17 protein-coding genes are annotated in these 14,955 nt (G+C 71.8%); 7 read left to right on the top strand and 10 right to left on the bottom strand.

Going from position 1 to position 14,955, the window contains the following annotated elements; genetic code table 11:
• Nucleotides 1-11: 11 nt before the first annotated feature.
• The 6 genes from LG388_RS13845 to LG388_RS13870 all read right to left on the bottom strand — a co-directional run bounded on the left by LG388_RS13845 (nt 12) and on the right by LG388_RS13870 (nt 4,461).
• Nucleotides 12-227, bottom strand: a complete 216-nt coding sequence (locus LG388_RS13845) for a hypothetical protein (protein ID WP_225783305.1) — start codon at nt 225-227, stop codon at nt 12-14.
• Nucleotides 228-315: 88 nt separating this feature from the next.
• Nucleotides 316-1,539, bottom strand: a complete 1,224-nt coding sequence (locus tag LG388_RS13850; RefSeq protein ID WP_225783306.1) for an MFS transporter — start codon at nt 1,537-1,539, stop codon at nt 316-318.
• Nucleotides 1,523-2,065 (bottom strand): Chromate resistance protein ChrB, encoded by a 543-nt coding sequence (locus tag LG388_RS13855; protein ID WP_225783307.1) that lies wholly within the window; start codon nt 2,063-2,065, stop codon nt 1,523-1,525. Before LG388_RS13855 ends, LG388_RS13850 begins: the two co-directional genes overlap by 17 nt.
• Before the next feature lie 309 nt (nt 2,066-2,374).
• Nucleotides 2,375-3,637, bottom strand: coding sequence for a putative Na+/H+ antiporter (locus LG388_RS13860; protein ID WP_225783308.1), 1,263 nt, complete (start codon nt 3,635-3,637; stop codon nt 2,375-2,377).
• A 239-nt stretch (nt 3,638-3,876) separates the two neighbouring features.
• On the bottom strand, nt 3,877-4,107 hold the full coding sequence (locus LG388_RS13865; protein ID WP_225783309.1) for a hypothetical protein: 231 nt from the start codon (nt 4,105-4,107) through the stop codon (nt 3,877-3,879).
• Nucleotides 4,108-4,248: 141 nt separating this feature from the next.
• A complete protein-coding gene (locus LG388_RS13870; protein WP_225783310.1) occupies nt 4,249-4,461 on the bottom strand; it encodes a hypothetical protein in 213 nt (70 codons plus the stop codon).
• Nucleotides 4,462-4,606: 145 nt separating this feature from the next.
• Here LG388_RS13870 and LG388_RS13875 point away from each other — a divergent pair, with 145 nt between their 5' ends.
• The 6 genes from LG388_RS13875 (at nt 4,607) to LG388_RS13900 (ending at nt 10,790) form a co-directional block, all read left to right on the top strand.
• Complete coding sequence (locus LG388_RS13875) at nt 4,607-4,957, top strand: NIPSNAP family protein (RefSeq protein WP_225783311.1); 351 nt, start codon at nt 4,607-4,609, stop codon at nt 4,955-4,957.
• A 166-nt stretch (nt 4,958-5,123) separates the two neighbouring features.
• On the top strand, nt 5,124-5,792 hold the full coding sequence (locus tag LG388_RS13880) for a helix-turn-helix transcriptional regulator (protein ID WP_225783312.1): 669 nt from the start codon (nt 5,124-5,126) through the stop codon (nt 5,790-5,792).
• 293 nt (nt 5,793-6,085) lie between these two features.
• Entirely contained in the window at nt 6,086-6,319 is a 234-nt protein-coding gene (locus LG388_RS13885; protein ID WP_225783313.1) for a DUF4407 domain-containing protein, read from the top strand.
• A gap of 41 nt (nt 6,320-6,360) precedes the next feature.
• Nucleotides 6,361-7,365, top strand: coding sequence for a multidrug transporter subunit MdtN (gene mdtN / locus LG388_RS13890; RefSeq protein WP_370630161.1), 1,005 nt, complete (start codon nt 6,361-6,363; stop codon nt 7,363-7,365).
• Entirely contained in the window at nt 7,346-9,310 is a 1,965-nt protein-coding gene (locus tag LG388_RS13895; RefSeq protein ID WP_225783314.1) for an FUSC family protein, read from the top strand. The genes mdtN and LG388_RS13895 overlap by 20 nt, the downstream gene beginning before the upstream one ends.
• A complete protein-coding gene (locus tag LG388_RS13900) occupies nt 9,297-10,790 on the top strand; it encodes a TolC family protein (protein WP_225783315.1) in 1,494 nt (497 codons plus the stop codon). The genes LG388_RS13895 and LG388_RS13900 overlap by 14 nt, the downstream gene beginning before the upstream one ends.
• A 56-nt stretch (nt 10,791-10,846) precedes the next feature.
• Here the strand turns inward: LG388_RS13900 and LG388_RS13905 are convergent, their stop codons facing one another.
• Entirely contained in the window at nt 10,847-11,452 is a 606-nt protein-coding gene (locus tag LG388_RS13905; RefSeq protein ID WP_225783316.1) for a helix-turn-helix domain-containing protein, read from the bottom strand.
• Nucleotides 11,453-11,690: 238 nt separating this feature from the next.
• Between LG388_RS13905 and LG388_RS13910 the strand changes: the two genes are divergently transcribed.
• Entirely contained in the window at nt 11,691-12,653 is a 963-nt protein-coding gene (locus LG388_RS13910; RefSeq protein WP_225783317.1) for an IS110 family transposase, read from the top strand.
• Nucleotides 12,654-12,680: 27 nt separating this feature from the next.
• On the opposite strand, the gene LG388_RS13915 is transcribed toward LG388_RS13910, so the two are convergent.
• From LG388_RS13915 to LG388_RS13925, 3 genes are all read right to left on the bottom strand, one after another.
• Nucleotides 12,681-13,473, bottom strand: a protein-coding gene (locus tag LG388_RS13915; protein WP_086009121.1) for an IS5-like element ISStma16 family transposase whose coding sequence is annotated in 2 segments (ribosomal slippage) — nt 12,681-13,215 and nt 13,214-13,473 — 795 coding nt in all. Because the reading frame shifts where the segments join, the coding sequence is not laid out codon by codon here.
• Nucleotides 13,474-13,681: 208 nt separating this feature from the next.
• Nucleotides 13,682-14,158: a helix-turn-helix domain-containing protein gene (locus tag LG388_RS13920; RefSeq protein WP_225783318.1), complete on the bottom strand. Its 477-nt coding sequence runs from the start codon at nt 14,156-14,158 to the stop codon at nt 13,682-13,684.
• Nucleotides 14,159-14,179: 21 nt separating this feature from the next.
• Complete coding sequence (locus tag LG388_RS13925) at nt 14,180-14,908, bottom strand: AP2 domain-containing protein (RefSeq protein WP_225783319.1); 729 nt, start codon at nt 14,906-14,908, stop codon at nt 14,180-14,182.
• Between the last annotated feature and the right edge of the window lie 47 nt (nt 14,909-14,955).

A 14,955-nucleotide genomic window follows, 5' to 3' on the forward strand; every position in this document is an offset into this window, starting at 1 on the left:
AAGGCGCGCGCCTATCCCGCGCGCGCGAGGTGGCCGCGGATCCACGCCTCGGCCCGGCGCTGCAGGTCGCGCCGGGCGGTGGCCTCGTCCACGGCCGGGCCGGAGATGCTGAGCCGGCACATCGGCATGCCGCCGCGCGTCACGGTGGCGAAATGCGGACCGCCGTCCTTGGACAGCGAGAAGCTCACGGCCCATTCGCCGGGAATGGGCAGGCGGGGATGGGGCATGCGGCGGCTTTGCATGGCAGGCAGGGGTTCAGCGCACTGTCCCTCGCCTGCCGCAACGCACGTGTAGGAAGGCCGCCGCGCGGCCAAGTCAGCGCGCGCGGCGAAGCAGCCGCAGGCCGACGGCCGTGGCCGCGGCGAAGAAGGCGCCGCAGGCAAAAGTGCCGCGGAAACCGACCGCGTCCCACAGCGCACCCGCGATCACGCTGGCCAGCAGCAGCGCCACGCCGGTCAGCAGGTGGTACATGCCGAAGGCCGTGCCGCGCAGTTCGGCCGGTGCGGCATCGGCGATCAGCGCGTTGAACAGCCCTTGCGTGAAGCCCATGTGCAGCCCCCACAGCGCCACGCCGATGCCCAGGCCCCACAGGCCCGGCACGAAGGCCAGCACCAGGTCGGCCGCGATCAGCAGCGCCAGGCCCGCGAGCAGCACGTCGAGCCGGTGCACGCGGTCCGACAGCACGCCGGCCGGATAGGCCGAGAGCGAATAGGCCACGCCCATGACCACCAGCACCGCCGGCGCCCACATGGGCGGCAGGCCGGCCGACTCGGCGCGCAGGATCAGGAAGGCTTCGGAAAAGCGCGCCAGTGTGAACACCAGGCCGAGGCCCACCACCCCCCAGTAGGCCGGGCCGAGGCGCGCCAGCTCCGCGCGGCGCAGCGGCAGCTTGCGCGGCCGCGCGGGGGTGGGCCGTTGCGGCTCGCGCACGAAGAAGACCAGCACCGCCACGCCCAGGAAGGCCGGCAGCACGGCGAACCAGAACACCAGGCGGTAGTTGTCCGCGGTCCACGCCATCAGCGCCATGGCCAGCAGCGGGCCCGTGAAGGCGCCGAGGGTGTCCAGCGTCTGGCGCAGGCCATAGGCGGTGCCGCGCAGTTCGGGCGGCGTGATGTCGGCCACCAGCGCATCGCGCGGCGCGCCGCGGATGCCCTTGCCGATGCGGTCGACGAAGCGCGCACCGACCAGCCATTCCAGGGCCGGCGCCATCGGAAACACGGGCTTGGTCAACGCCCCCAGGCCGTAGCCGATGACGGCCAGCAGCTTGCGCTTGCCGAAGCGGTCGCTCAAGGCGCCCGAGAAGACCTTGACGATGGAAGCCGTGGCCTCGGCGATGCCCTCGATCAGGCCCACCGCCAGCACCGAGGTGCCGAGCACGGCCACCATGTACAGCGGCAGCAGCGCATGGATCATCTCGGAGGAGATGTCCATGAACATGGACACGAAGCCCAGCGCCCAGACGCTGCGCGGCACGGCGCGCGCGCCACGCGCTGGACCGGCGGCGGGCGCGGGCGCCTGGGATTCAGCGGTTTTCGTCATGGGCGTCGTAGACCATCTGGGCGTACTGGTCGAGCAGCGCCTTGCATTCGCGCAGTCGCTCGGCGGCGGTGGCGGCCAGCGGCGCGTCGTAGAAGTCCAGCTTGCGGATCTTCTCGAACCAGGCGTCCAGCTTCTTCAAGTCCGTCTCTTCCTCGTCCAGCTCGGCGTAGGTGAATTTGCGGATCGAGATCTCCTTGGCGATCTCGGCCTCGAAGTCCTTGCAGCGGCCCAGCAGCTCGCGGTACTGGTCGTCGCGGTCGGCCTTGAAGCGGGCGATGACCTTGTCTTCCTGCGCGCGGTCCAGCGCCACGGTTTCCAGCAGCACGCAATCGCCGTCCATCCGGGCAATCTCGTTTTCCAGCACCTTGAGCCGCCGCACGTGCTCGCCGGTCTTGGGCAGCAGGCACACGCCGTTCTGCAGGTACACCGCGCCCAGCCCCTTGAGGCGGCGCCACAGCGCCAGGCGTTTCGACGTCGGTTCGGCCGGGACCTTGTAGGTCAGCAGCAGCCATTTGAGGGAAGCCATCGCCTTCTTTTGGATGTAACGACCGCTTCATCATAGATGATGCGAATCGAATTTCCGACCCGTAACAATAACCTGGTACAATCCGCGCACCGGATCACGACCGAACCGGTCGCCGTATCTCACGGCGGACAGTCGCACTGCGGGCACCGACGAGAAAACAAACGCCCGCATTGCAGTTGCATGCACGTAGCGTGGACCGCGTAAGAGTTCACGGCCATCTTCGATGGGCCCGCCAAGTGCGGGCCCTTTTCCATTTCCACGCCCGGTGCGCAGCGCGAAGGCGTGCCGCCCGCGCCGACGCGGCGGCGCTCAGAGCAGCAGGAAGGCCGCCGCGGCCACGGCCGTGGGCAGCGCCGCGCCCAGCAGCAGGGCCCCCGCGCTCACGGTCTCGTCGCGAAAGCCCTGCTTGAGCAGCGCCACGCCCGCCGGGTTCGGCGCATTGGCGATCACCGTGAGGCCGCCGCCCGCCACGGCCCCCGCCATCAGCATGTACTTCGATGCGTCGGACAGCCCCACGATGAGCGAACCCAGGTAGGTCAGCGCGGCGTTGTCGGTGATGGCGGTCAGCCCAAGCGCGCCCAGGAACAGCGCGAGCGGGCCCAGGCTTTCCACGATGGGCTGCAGCCACCACTGCTGCATGCCGCCCAGCACCACCAGGCCGGCCAGGAAGAAGCCCACGAGCAGCGCCTCCTTGAGGATCAGCGGGCTCTGGTGCCGCTCATAGGCCTGCGTGAAGCCCAGAAAGAGCAGGAACAGCCCCAGGAAGATGACCGGGTGGTGCGCGAACAGCACCACGCCGGCCAGCAGCCCGACATGCACCAGCACCACCGGCAGCGGCACGTCCGCTTCAGCGCCCTGCCCCCGCCCCGGCACGGGGGCCGCACGCAGATGGGTGCGAAGCGCCCAGGTGGCGAAGCTCGCATTGACGAGCACGGCCAGCCCCGCCTTCCAGCCGAAGTGGGCGAGCATGAACGCGCTGTCCCATTGCCAGGTGGCGGCCACCATCAGCACGGGCGGCGCGGCATAGGACGTCAGCGTGCCGCCGATGGACACGTTGACGAACAGCACGCCCAGCGCGAGGTACTTGGGCGCCTCGGGAATGTGCTGGCGAAAGATCTGCGGCGCCAGCAGCAGCGCGGCGATGGTCATGGCGGCCGGCTCGGTGATCAGCGAGCCCATGAGCGGCACCACGGCCAGCCCCAGCCACGCCATGGCCAGCGGCGTGGCCACGGGCAGGCGTTCGGCCAGCGCATGCACGGCCACCACCACCGTGCGCAGCACCGGCCGCGAGGCGGCCATCACCATCACGACGAAGACGAACAGGGGCTCGGTGTAGTTGCGCGACTCGGCATAGGCCAGGGCCGTGCCGCCGTCTGCCACCAGGGCCATGGCGACGATCAGCACGATCGCCCAGAAGCCGAACACGACCTCCACCTCGCCCAGCAGGTGGAAGATGCCGGCGTGGCGCGGAAAGCGGCGGGACAGGCGCTCGAACTGCTTGGCGGTGAAGGTGTGCAGCAGCGCGAGGGCGAACAGGGATGCGGCGATCCACTGCAGGGAGGGGGCGGTCATGGGGCGGAAAAAGGACGAAGCAATGCCGCGAGGCGGCCCGACCTTTCGCTGAACCTGGTGCGCCGGCATGCGCACCACCCACGTTCATTCTAGAGGCCGCCCGCGCCGCCGCCGGCCGCAAACCCCGGCACGCCCTGCGCCTTGGCGCAGCAGGCAGGGCCGTCCAGGCGGCGGTTGCGGAGCACCGTCCGATCCCCCGCGGGCGGGCCGCGCGGTCGGGCCCGCCAGCGCACAGCCGCTCAGGGCTCCGTCTTGAACAGGCCGCGCACGTTGAGCCCGATGAGCCCGATCTGCAGCGCGATGAGCGCCCAGGCGCGCGTGTGGAAGCCCCAGGCGATCCACAGCGCATTGCTGAGCAGGAAGACCCAGAAGCCTGCATTGCGGCGCGACTTCGTGTTCGAGGCCACCAGCCATGCAGCCGTCAGCGAGGCGGCAAAGGCCGGCCATTGCAACCACGACAACCATTCCATCCTCGGCAATCCCTCCGGGCCGATGCGCCGCCAGCGGCGCGACAAGCACAGCGTGCCGGCCCGCGCCGGCCGCGGCTCGTCGGCCAAGCCGCCGACCGCGCGTGCGCGCGGGCGCCCACGGGCAAGGGATGCGGGCCGCCTTCAGTCCGCGTGCGCCGCCCAGGCGGCCTGCAGCACGCGCTGCCCCGACAGCAGCGCCGCGTAGACCGACGCAAAGGTTTCCATCGATTCGCAGATGACGACGATCGCGGCCTCGTCCCCGCCGGCCGCATGGCTGCTGCGCGCGAAGATCTGCCAGGCGTAGCGGCCCGACGGGGAGACTTTGACGGTCGTGACGGCCATGACTGCGGACATGGCCGCACGGTAGGGACCGCGCAAGTCAGGCGCGTGAAACGAAGCATGCCGCTGCATGCCCATGCTTCGCCCCGCGCCGAAGCGTCCGGGCCCGGCCGGCACCTACGCTGGAGGCCCTTCCACCCCCCAGCCACGGCGCCGCACCATGACCCTCACCTGCTTCATCCGCTACGAGATCGACCCGTTCCAGAAGGAAGCCTTCCGCCGCTACGCCCAGGCCTGGGGCCGCATCATTCCGCGCTGCGGCGGCCACCTGCTCGGCTACTTCCTGCCGCACGAAGGCTCCAACGTCGAGGCCTGGGGCCTGGTCGCCTTCGAGAGCCTGGCCGCCTACGAGGCCTACCGCGCCCGCCTGCGCGAAGACGCGGAGGGCCGCGAGAACTTCGCCTTCGCGCAGCGCGAGCGCTTCATCCTGCGCGAGGAGCGGCGCTTTCTGGAGGTGGTGCCCGAAGCCTGGCTGCGCCCCGCGCCATCGGCGAGCGCCACGGCGCCATGAGGCGGGTGCCACCGGGCCTGCGGCGCCACCGGCCGGCCGGACGCGCCGGCCCCGCCCGTGCGCGCCCCGCGGCGCCCGCACGCTCGCGGCGCGCGCACGCGCTACCCTCGCCCCTGCCCTGCCCCTGACCGCCTCCATCCGCCGCGACGAGCCGCGCATCGCCCGCGTGGCGGCGCAGATCGCCGAACCCGCACGCGCGCGCATGCTGACCTACCTGATGGCCGGCGATGCGGCGAGCGCCGGTGAACTGGCGCGCGCCGCCGGCGTGAGCGCCTCGACCGCCAGCGCGCACCTGGCACGCCTGCAGTCCGACGGGCTGGTGGTGGCGCAGGCGCGCGGGCGGCACCGCTACTTCCGGCTGGCCGACGAAGACGTGCTGCGCGTGCTGGAAGCGTTGGCCCTGGTGGCCGAACGTGGCGCTCACGACCAGGCCTGGTCCAGCCCCGCCCGCCAGCGCCTGCGCTGCGCCCGCAGCTGCTACGGGCACCTGGCCGGCCGCCTGGGCGTGCAGATGCTGCAGGTGCTGCTGGCGCAAGGCTGGCTGGCGGCGGCCTCGGGCGGCTATGCGCTGACGCCGGCCGGCCGCGCGGGCCTCGCCGGCGTCGGCCTGGAGCCGGCGCTCGTGGACACGCTGGCCCGCGCACCGGTGGCCGGCACGCCCTGCCTGGACTGGTCGGAGCGGCGCGATCACCTGGCCGGCCCGCTGGCCACGGCGCTGCTGCGCCACTGCCTGGCGCAGGGCTGGCTGCGCCGGCGCGAAGGCGAACGCTCGCTGGCCCTGACGCCGCCCGGCCGGCTCGCGCTGGCCCGCTGGGTGCCGCTGGACATGGACTGAGAAGGTGTGAACGAACCCCACATGCCCGCTCATCCCGCCCAGGTGCACGCCCTCATCGTTGCAAATGCTCGCCATAGCCCGAGCTATGGCTGCGCTTTGCGCCTCGATGGCGCACCCCTGGACGGTCTGCTCGGCCACGCGGGATTCATTCACACCTTCTGACCGGGCGGCACCGCCTGCCGCCGCGCCGGCGGCCCGCTCTTCCGCTTCGGGTATCGTGCGCACCGGAACCGCCGCTGCCTTGCCCCCATGCCTTCGCACTTTCCTTCCGGCCTGCTGGCCGCCTGCGCCCCTTGCTGCTGGCCGGCTGCGGGGGTGGCGCACCGAGCTACACGCTGTTCGGCGCCTACTTCCCGGGCTGGCTGCTGTTCGCGCTGCTGTGGGGCGCGCTGGCCATCGCCGTGCGCGTGACGCTGGTGCTGGCGGGCGGCGGCGCCGACTGGCCCTGGCCGCTGGCGCTGTGCCTGTCGGCCGGCTTCCTGCTCGCGCTGGGCCTGTGGTGGCTGGGCACCGGAGCGCTGCCATGAAGGCGGCCGGCCGTTCCGCACCCCCGCGGTGACGCCAGGCCGTGGTGCTGGCCGTGGTGGCGGCCGCGCTGGGCGTCGGCGGCTGGCTGCTGCATCAGCGCAGCCAGGCCATCTCGTCCGAAGAAGCCACGCTGGACGCCGAGGTGGTGCACGTGGCGTCCACCGTGGGCGGGCGCATCGTGCGCATCGCCGTTCGCGAGAACAGCGCCGTGAAGGCCGGCGACGAGCTGTTCCAGATCGACCCCGAACCGCTGCAGCTGGCCGTGAACCAGGCCGAGGCCGATCTGGCGCTGGCCCGCGCCTCGCTGGCCGGGCAGCAGCGCGGCGTGGCCACGCAGCGCTCCACCGTCACCCAGGCGGCTGACCAGACGCGCCGCGCCGAGAACCACCTGGCCCTGGCGCAGCGCACCGTGCAGCGCCTGACGCCGCTGGCCGCCAAGGGCTACGTGCCGCAGCAGGAGCTGGACCAGGCGCAGGTGGCCGAGCGCGATGCGCGCACCTCGCTGCAGCAGGCGCGCGAGCAGGAACGTGCCGCGGCGCAGGCCGTGGGCACCGAGGACGGCGGCCAGGCCACGGTGCGCGCCCGCGAGGCGGCGCTGGCCCTGGCGCGCCATGCGCTGGCCAGCGCGACCGTGCGCGCGCCGCACGACGGCCGCGTGGTGGGGCTGACGGTGGCCAGCGGCGAGATCGTCGCGCCTTCGCAATCGCTGTTCACGCTGGTGCTCTCGCACGGCTGGAGCGCGGTGGCCAACCTGCGCGAATCGGAGCTCGCGCGCGTGGCCGTGGGCGACTGCGCCACCGTCTATTCGATGATCGACCGGCGCCAGGCGCTGCGCGGCACGGTGCAGGGCATCGGCGCGGGCGTGCTCGACGCCGAACGCATCCACCTGCCGCGCAACCTGCCCTATGTGCAGAAGTCGGTGAGCTGGGTGCACGTGGCGCAGCGCTTCCCGGTGCGCATCCAGTTGCACGAGCCGCCCGAAGCGCTGATGCGCCTGGGCGCCAGCGCCACGGTGGAAGTGGGCCATGGCGACGCCTGCCGCTGAGGCTGCGGCGCAGACCGCGCGCGGCGCGGGCGCGGGCGCGGTGGCGGCCCCGGCCGGGGCGGCGGATTGGCGCGCCCTGCCCGGCCTGCTCGCACCCGCGCCGGGCCGCTTCGAATTCGCGCTGCGGCTGGCGCTGGTCTGCACGGCAAGCGCCGGTGTCGCGGCCTGGTACGGCACGCCCGAGCCGGCATTGACCGCCTATGTGGGCTTCTTCCTGCTGCGCGCCGACCGCACCACCAGTTGCATCCTGAGCCTGGGCCTGCTGCTGCTCGCGTCGCTGCTGATCGGCGCCGTCGCGCTGATGGCCAACGGGCTGATCGGCCGGCCCGCCGCGCTGCTGGCCAGCATGACGGTCATCGCCTTCGGCCTGCTGTTCCTGGCCTCGGCCAGCAAGCTGGCGCCCGTGGGCGGCATCCTCGCCCTGGTCGTGACCTTCGCGCTGTCGCTCATCGCGCTCGTGCCCGAAGGCGAGCTGGCCACGCGCGCCCTGCTCTACGCCTGGTTGATGGTGGCCATTCCCGTGGGCGTCTCGCTGACGGTGAACCTGCTGGCCGGCCCCGCCCCGCGGCGGCTGGCCGAACGCGCACTGGCCCGGCGGCTGCACGCGGCCGCCGCGCTGCTGCGCGAAGGCGACGCGCGCAGCCGCCAGGCGCTGCGCGAGCTGCGCGCCGAGGGGCCGCACGAGATCCAGACCTGGCTGCGCCTGGCGGCGCTGGAGCGCAGCAGCGCCGGGCGCGACATCGACGCGCTGCGCCAGGCCAGCGGCGCGACCGTGCGCGTGCTGCTGCTCGCCGACCTGCTCGACGGCACGCTGCGCGACCCGCAGGCGCGCCAGGCCCTCGCCGAAACGCTGGAAGGCATGGCCGCGATCCTGCGCGCCGGCGGCTATCCCGTGGACGTCACGCTGCCGCCCGAGGTGCGCGCAGCCGACGCCCCGGCGGATCAGGCGCTGGCCGCGCTGCGGCACACGCTCGCGCATTTCGCAGACGCCGCGCCGCCCCCGGCCGACCCGGACCCGCGGCCCGGCTTCTTCGCGCCCGACGCCTTCAGCCAGCCCGCGCACGTGCGCTTCGCGCTCAAGGCCACGGGCGCGGCGATGGCCTGCTACCTCTTCTACAACGCCATCGGCTGGCAGGGCATCCACACCGCCTTCATCACCTGTTTCATCGTCGCGCTGGCCACCACGGGCGAGACGGTGCAAAAGCTCACGCTGCGCATCGCGGGCTGCCTCCTGGGGGCGGCGGCCGGCGTCATCGCGCTGCTTTTCGTGCTGCCGCAGGTGCAGGGCCTGGCCGGACTGCTGGCGCTGCTGTTCGTCGTGTCGCTGGGCGCGACCTGGGTGGCCGCCGGCAGCCCGCGCATCGCCTACGCGGGCTTCCAGATCGCCTTCGCTTTCTACCTCTGCGTGCTGCAGGGCAGCGGCCCGTCCTATGACCTCGCGGTGGCGCGCGACCGCGTGATCGGCATCCTGGTCGGCAATGCCGTCGTCTACCTGGTGTTCACGCGCGTGTGGCCCGTGAGCGTGGCGCCGCGCATCGCCGCGGCCCGCACCGCGCTGCTGCAGCGGCTGGCCCGGCTGGCGGACGCGTCCGATCCGCGCCTGGCGGACCTGCATGCGGGCCGCGCGGAAAGCGAACGCGGGGCGCTCGCGGCGGACCTGGCGCTGCTGCGCTACGAGCCGCCCCGCCTGCGCCCGGCGCCCTCCTGGATCGCCGCCCAGCGGCAGATGCTGCAGCACACCGAGGCGCTGCTGCCGCCGTTGGCGCTGCACGGTCCCGACCCGGCGCTCGCGCGCACGCTCGAGGCACTGGCCCGGCCGGCGACCGAAGACGCGGCGCCGGCGCTGCCCCCGCATCTGGCGCCGTGGCTCGCGCGGCCCCTGCAAGCCCTGGCCCACACCCCGGTCGGGCGCGACCCTGACGCTTCCCACCATGCTTCGTCCTGATTGCGCCGCGACCGTGCTGCTGGCGGCGCTGCTCGCCGGCTGTGCCGTTTCCCCGTCCGACCCAGGGCCGGCCCGGCCGGACGCGCCCTGGCAGCCCGTCCACGCCGCCCCCGTGCAGGGCTTCGTGCTGCCGCCGCAGCCGGCCCTGGCCGAACTGCCCGCCACGGCCGACGTCGACCCCGCCCATCCCTACACCCTGCCCGAGCTGATCGACCTGGCGCAGCAGCATCATCCGGCCACGCGCATCGCCTGGATGGAGGCGCGCAATGCCGCCCTGGCGGCCGGCGCCGCGCAGCGCAGTGGGCTGCCGCGCCTGTCCGCCACCGTGCTGGCGGGCCACCAGCAACGCCGCGGCAGGGGCGAGGCGCGCTGGCTGTCCGGCGACGAGCGCAGCAGCGGCCAGGGGGCGCTGGGCGTACTTTCGCTGCAATGGCTGCTGTTCGACTTCGGCGAACGCCAGGCGCTGGCCGAAGGCGCCGAGCAAGGCGCCGTGGTGGCCGGCATCGGCTTCACGGCGGCGCACCAGCAGCTCATCGAGTCGGTGAGCCTGGCGTACTACGCGCTCGGCGCCGCGCAGGCGCGGCTGGCCGTGGCGCAGCGTTCGCTGGCCAACAGCCGCCTCGTGCTGGATGCGGCGCAGGCGCGCCAGCGGCAGGGCGTGGGCACGGTGATCGACATCGCCCAGGCCCGCCAGGGCGTGGCGCAGGCCGAGCTGGCGCGCGTGCAGGCCGAAGGCCGGGCACGCGACCAGCACCACGCCCTGATTGCCGCACTGGGCATCTCGCCGCTCACGCCGCTGCGCGTGGCGCCGGCCCCCACGCCGAAGCTGGGCCCCGCCACGCTGGCGCCCATCGAACGCCTGGTGGCCGACGCCCTGGCCCGCCGGCCCGACGTGCAGGCCGCGCATGCCGCCGTGCTGGCCAGCCGGGCGAATGCGCAGGCCGCCGAGGCGGCGCGCAAACCCAAGGTTTTCATGGCCGCCTCGGCTTCCCGCAGCAGCGGGGGCGCACGCATCACGGCCCTGCCCGCGCTGGCCGGCGGCCAGGACGGGCCGGCGCTGGACCTGTCGGGCAGCGGCTCGGGCGCGGGCGTGTTCGTGGGCGTGACGGTGCCGCTGTTCGATGGCGGCCTGCGCGCGTCGGGCCAGGTCCAGGCGCAGCAGCGCATGGACATCGCCCAGGCGCGGCTGGACCGTGCGCGCCAGCAGGCCGTGCAGCAGATCGTGGTGGCGCAGGACGCCTTGCGCAGCGCGCTGGCCGGGGCGCAAGCCGCCGAGTCGCTGCAGGAGGCGGCCGCCCTGACGCACGACGCCGCACTGGACGCCTATCGCCACGGCGTGGGCACCGTCACGGCCGTGGCCCTGGCCGACACCCAGCTGGCCCAGGCCGGCCAAGCGCTGGCCGACGCACGCGCCGCGGCGCAATCGGCGGCGGTGACGCTGGCCTTCGCCACCGGCGCGCTGGGCGAGGCGCCGCCCTGACGGCGGCGGCAGCGACAGCGGGCCGCGCCGCTCACGCGATGCGCGCGCGCTCAGCCTCAGCGCTTGCGCGCCGCAGCTCCCTGTTCCTCACGGCTCGCCACCGGGCGGCGCCCTTCGTGCCTCTGCGGCGCGGACGCCTCCTTGCGCGGCTGCCCGCGCGGCAGCGGCTGGCTCGACGCAGGGGCGGCCTGGGTCTGCAGCAGATGGTTCAGCCGCCGCGCCAGCTCCAGGATGGGCCGGTCGTCGCCGCGCTCCTTGGCCAGGTCCAGCAGCGCGTTCGTGAGGAAGGCGTCGAGCGAGAGGCCTTCGCGTTCCGCGCGCTGGGTGAACACCTCGCGCAGCTCGTCGTACAGCACGAAGCTGACTTCGGTGCCGCCTTCGTGCAGGGGCGCCGTCGTCACCTTCAGCGGCTTGCCGCGCGCCGTGCCGGGGCTCATGTGCCGCGGGCCCTTGCCGGTGAGCAGCCATTCGGGCCGCACTTCCAGGCAGGCGGCGATCGCCGCCAGGATGCGGTCGCGCGGCACATGCTTGCCGCCTTCGTAGCGGCTGATCTGGGGATGCTTGATGCCCAGCAGCTTGCCGAGCGCGGTCTGGCTGAGTCCCTTGGCCGTGCGCGTCAGGCGCATGCGCGCCGCAAAGGAGTCGAGGTCGGGAGGCGACACGTTCGCTGGTTCGAAGAAGATCTCTGAAGGGGGCTTGTATCTTTAAACCAGACCAGCGCGGTAGAGTCTGACCGCCGTTGAGGCGGCCAGACCGGCCCGTGCAGTTTGGTAGCGGCTGGGGTGATCGAGCCCGTTTCTGAGTACAGAACGCACGGCCGCCGCGCTGGTCTCCGTCAAGCCCGAACGGTTACGCGCGCCTTCGATGAGTGCGCATGCACAAGCAAGGGTTCTGGAGATCATGTCTGTTTTGTCAGTGACGGTGGGCATCGACGTGGCCAAGGCGCACGTGGATGTCTGTGTGCTGGGTGCCAAGAGCGAAGCCCAGCGGTTGAACAACGATGCCGAAGGCCATTCGGCGCTGGCGGCGATGCTGCTGCCTGTGGGCGTGGGCCTGGTGGTGATGGAGGCCACCGGCGGTTACGAGGCGGCGCTGGCCTGTGCGCTGCAGGCGGCGGGCGTGCCCGTGGCCGTGGTCAATGCGCGCCAGGCACGCGAGTTTGCCAAGTCCATGGGCCGTCTGGCCAAGACCGATGCGGTGGACGCGCGCATGCTGGCCGAACTGGCGGCGGTGCTGGTACGCCGTGAGGACCTGGAGCGTTTCCTGCGCCCGCTGGCCGACGAGCGCCAGCAGTGGCTGGCAGCCCTGGTCACGCGCAGGCGTCAGCTGTTGACCATGATGCATTCGGAGCGCCAGCGGCTGCAGATCACACCCAAGAAGCTGCACGTCAGCATCGATGCGATCGTGGCGGCAATCAAAGCACAGCTCGACGAGATCGAGGCGCAGATGCTCACCCACGTGCGCGAGCACTTCGCAGAGCTGGACAGCTTGTTGCAGTCCACGGCGGGGATCGGCCCGGTGGCCAGTGCGACGCTGATTGCCGAACTGCCAGAGCTGGGCAAGCTGAATCGACGCGAGATCGCTGCGCTGGTGGGCGTGGCGCCCATGGCCAACGACTCGGGCAGCAGCAAGGGGCGAAGGCGCGTGCAGGGCGGACGCTTTGAGGTCCGGCGCGTGCTGTACATGGCCACGCTGACAGCCACACGCTACAACCCGGCCATCAAGACCTTCTACGAGCGATTGAAGGCCGCGGGCAAGCTGCCCAAGGTCGCCCTGGTCGCCTGCATGCGCAAGCTGTTGACCACGCTCAACGCCATGGCCCGAACCGGCAAACATTGGGATAAATCGCTTCACGGCGCTTGACTTCAAAGACGGTTACTCAGAGCGTGTTCAAAGTCTCTTGAGCAAGAGCACCAAGAATGCCAAGTGGACGAACTGCAGGCTGGTGTTGAGCCATCGCTCGCAGTTCTTCCACAGCCTCCTGTTCTTGTCCAGCCAGGCAAAGCTGCGTTCCACGACCCAGCGCTTGGGCATCACCTTGAAAGTGTGAAGCTCGCTTCTCTTGGCGATCTGCACCGTCACATGCCCTCCCAGAATCTGCTGCACGCCTTGCGCGAACGGCCGACCGATGTAGCCTGCATCGCACAGCAGGCTTTGTAGCCGGCTCAACCGGGGCTTGCAGCGCTGTAGCGCCTGCAGTGCGCCTTTGCGGTCCGTCACCTCGGCCGTGGTCACCGCTATCGCATGCGGCAATCCCTGGGTGTCCACCGCGATGTGGCGCTTGATGCCCGAGACCTTCTTGCCTGCGTCATAGCCCTTCAAGCCCGCCGTGTCCGTGTTCTTCACGCTCTGCGCGTCCACGATCAAGAGCGTGCTGCAGGCGTTGCGCCCCAGTTTCTCGCGGGCCGCGCCAACCTGATTTTTTTAATGCCTGCTCCAGCAGGCTGCCACCCTCGCGTGGCTCGCTCCAGATGGCAAAGTACGAGTGCACGGTGCGCCACTTGGGAAAGTCACTGGGCAGTGCCCGCCACTGACAGCCCGTGCGCAGCAGGTAAAGCACGGCGCAAAACACCTCGTACAGCTCCACTTTGCGTGGGGCAGTCTTTCTGCGCGCACTCTCCAGCAATGGCCGGATCACCTCGAACTGCTCGCGCTTGATGTCGCTGGGGTAGCCTTTTCTCACCCACCGAGCTTCTCACATCAAGAGGGTGAGACTTTGAACACGTTCTCAGAAGGTGTGAATGAATCCGGCACGGCTGGGTCGGACGGCGAAAGAGGCGGCCCGTTCGGGCGCAGGCGCAGCCATCGCCCCTGCCCGGGCGAGCGTGCGCAATGCCGCAGGGCGTGCTTTCGCCGCGCGGGCGGGCATGGCGGGTGCCTTCACGCCTTCTTCAGACCGCGCCGGCGTCGATCAGGGCCTTGATTTCCCGGGCCAGCTCCAGCTTCTCGTCCACGGGCTCCTTGGCCAGCTCCAGCAGCGCGTTGCGGATGAAGGCGTCGAGCGTCAGGCCCTGGCGCTGCGCGCGCTCCATGAACACCGTGCGCAGGTCGTCGTAGAGCACCAGCGAGATTTCCGTGCCGCCGGCCGGCAGCGCCGAAGTGGCCACCCGCAGCGGCCGCGGCACGGCCTGCACGTCGCGGCTCGTGGTGCGCGGGCCCGTGCCGTTGAGCAGCCATTCCGGGCGCACGCCCAGCGCCGCCGCCAGGTCGAAGAGCACACGCTCGCGCGGGACCATGTGCCCCGCTTCGTAGCGCGACAGCTGCGAGGACTTCATGCCGGCCAGTTCGGCCAGCGCGACCTGGCTCAAGGCCTGCGCCATGCGGGTGGTCCGCAGCCGATCTGCAAAAGTACCGGAGAGACGAGACAACAGACGAATCCTTCCTGAAGTTCAAGGGCGCCCGGCCTCGGGGCGGCCGTGCGCACCGGGATGCGCCAGCTGGTCCAGCCGCGCCCAGGTGGCGAGGATCAGGGCCACCTCTTCGCCGTAGCGGTCGACGCGGAAGGACTGGCTCACCCATCGGCCGTTGCGTGTCGTCTGCGCGGTCCAGTGCCGCGCGCGGCGGACCACGCCGGGGAAACCACTGGTGTTGGAGCTGCGCGCGACCTCGTGCGCAGCCAGGGGCGGCGGCAATCCGCGCAGCGCGCGGCGCGACGGGGCGCTTGCGCGCAGCAAGGGCTCTGCCGGGTGGACCGATGACAGCCCCTTGACCAGCGCCAGCTGCCTGTGCCGCTGCTCGATCGCCAGCCGCTGCGCGGCATCGCCATGGGCTGCGATGCTGAAGGTCTTTTGCAGCACCTTGCCGTCGCCCACGTAGGTCTTGGCACGCCACAGCTTCACGCGGCCCTGCCGGTCCAGTTCGCAGGTCACGCCCGGAATCGGACCACTGCCCCCGCGGGGCCGCATCATCTTCACGCAGCGCGGCGTGGGCCGGTGCTGGCGCACGATCTGGTCACGCCAATGCGTGGCATGCGCGAGCGCGGCCTGTTCGCTGCCGTAGGCCAGGTCGCTGAATCCTTTTTCGTAGCGCACGCCGTCGCGAACCAGCCGCACCACCCATCGGTGGCGCGAACGAACGATGCCGTACAGCGGCGCAGCATTGAAGGATCCCCGGGGCATGTCGGCAGGCGGTCAGTGAGGCGGAAATCGCTATTTTGCATTCTGTT

Source organism: Xenophilus sp. Marseille-Q4582, assembly GCF_916700565.1.
Taxonomy (GTDB): domain Bacteria; phylum Pseudomonadota; class Gammaproteobacteria; order Burkholderiales; family Burkholderiaceae_C; genus Xenophilus.

Coding starts and splice junctions, on each gene's coding strand:
- LG388_RS13860 (WP_225783308.1), bottom strand. CDS start 3,637: ATGACCGCCCCCTCCCTGCAGTGGATCGCCGCATCCCTGTTCGCCCTC.
- LG388_RS13910 (WP_225783317.1), top strand. CDS start 11,691: ATGTCTGTTTTGTCAGTGACGGTGGGCATCGACGTGGCCAAGGCGCAC.
- LG388_RS13900 (WP_225783315.1), top strand. CDS start 9,297: ATGCTTCGTCCTGATTGCGCCGCGACCGTGCTGCTGGCGGCGCTGCTC.
- LG388_RS13870 (WP_225783310.1), bottom strand. CDS start 4,461: ATGTCCGCAGTCATGGCCGTCACGACCGTCAAAGTCTCCCCGTCGGGC.
- LG388_RS13925 (WP_225783319.1), bottom strand. CDS start 14,908: ATGCCCCGGGGATCCTTCAATGCTGCGCCGCTGTACGGCATCGTTCGT.
- LG388_RS13845 (WP_225783305.1), bottom strand. CDS start 227: ATGCCCCATCCCCGCCTGCCCATTCCCGGCGAATGGGCCGTGAGCTTC.
- LG388_RS13850 (WP_225783306.1), bottom strand. CDS start 1,539: ATGACGAAAACCGCTGAATCCCAGGCGCCCGCGCCCGCCGCCGGTCCA.
- LG388_RS13855 (WP_225783307.1), bottom strand. CDS start 2,065: ATGGCTTCCCTCAAATGGCTGCTGCTGACCTACAAGGTCCCGGCCGAA.
- LG388_RS13875 (WP_225783311.1), top strand. CDS start 4,607: ATGACCCTCACCTGCTTCATCCGCTACGAGATCGACCCGTTCCAGAAG.
- LG388_RS13895 (WP_225783314.1), top strand. CDS start 7,346: ATGGCGACGCCTGCCGCTGAGGCTGCGGCGCAGACCGCGCGCGGCGCG.
- LG388_RS13865 (WP_225783309.1), bottom strand. CDS start 4,107: ATGGAATGGTTGTCGTGGTTGCAATGGCCGGCCTTTGCCGCCTCGCTG.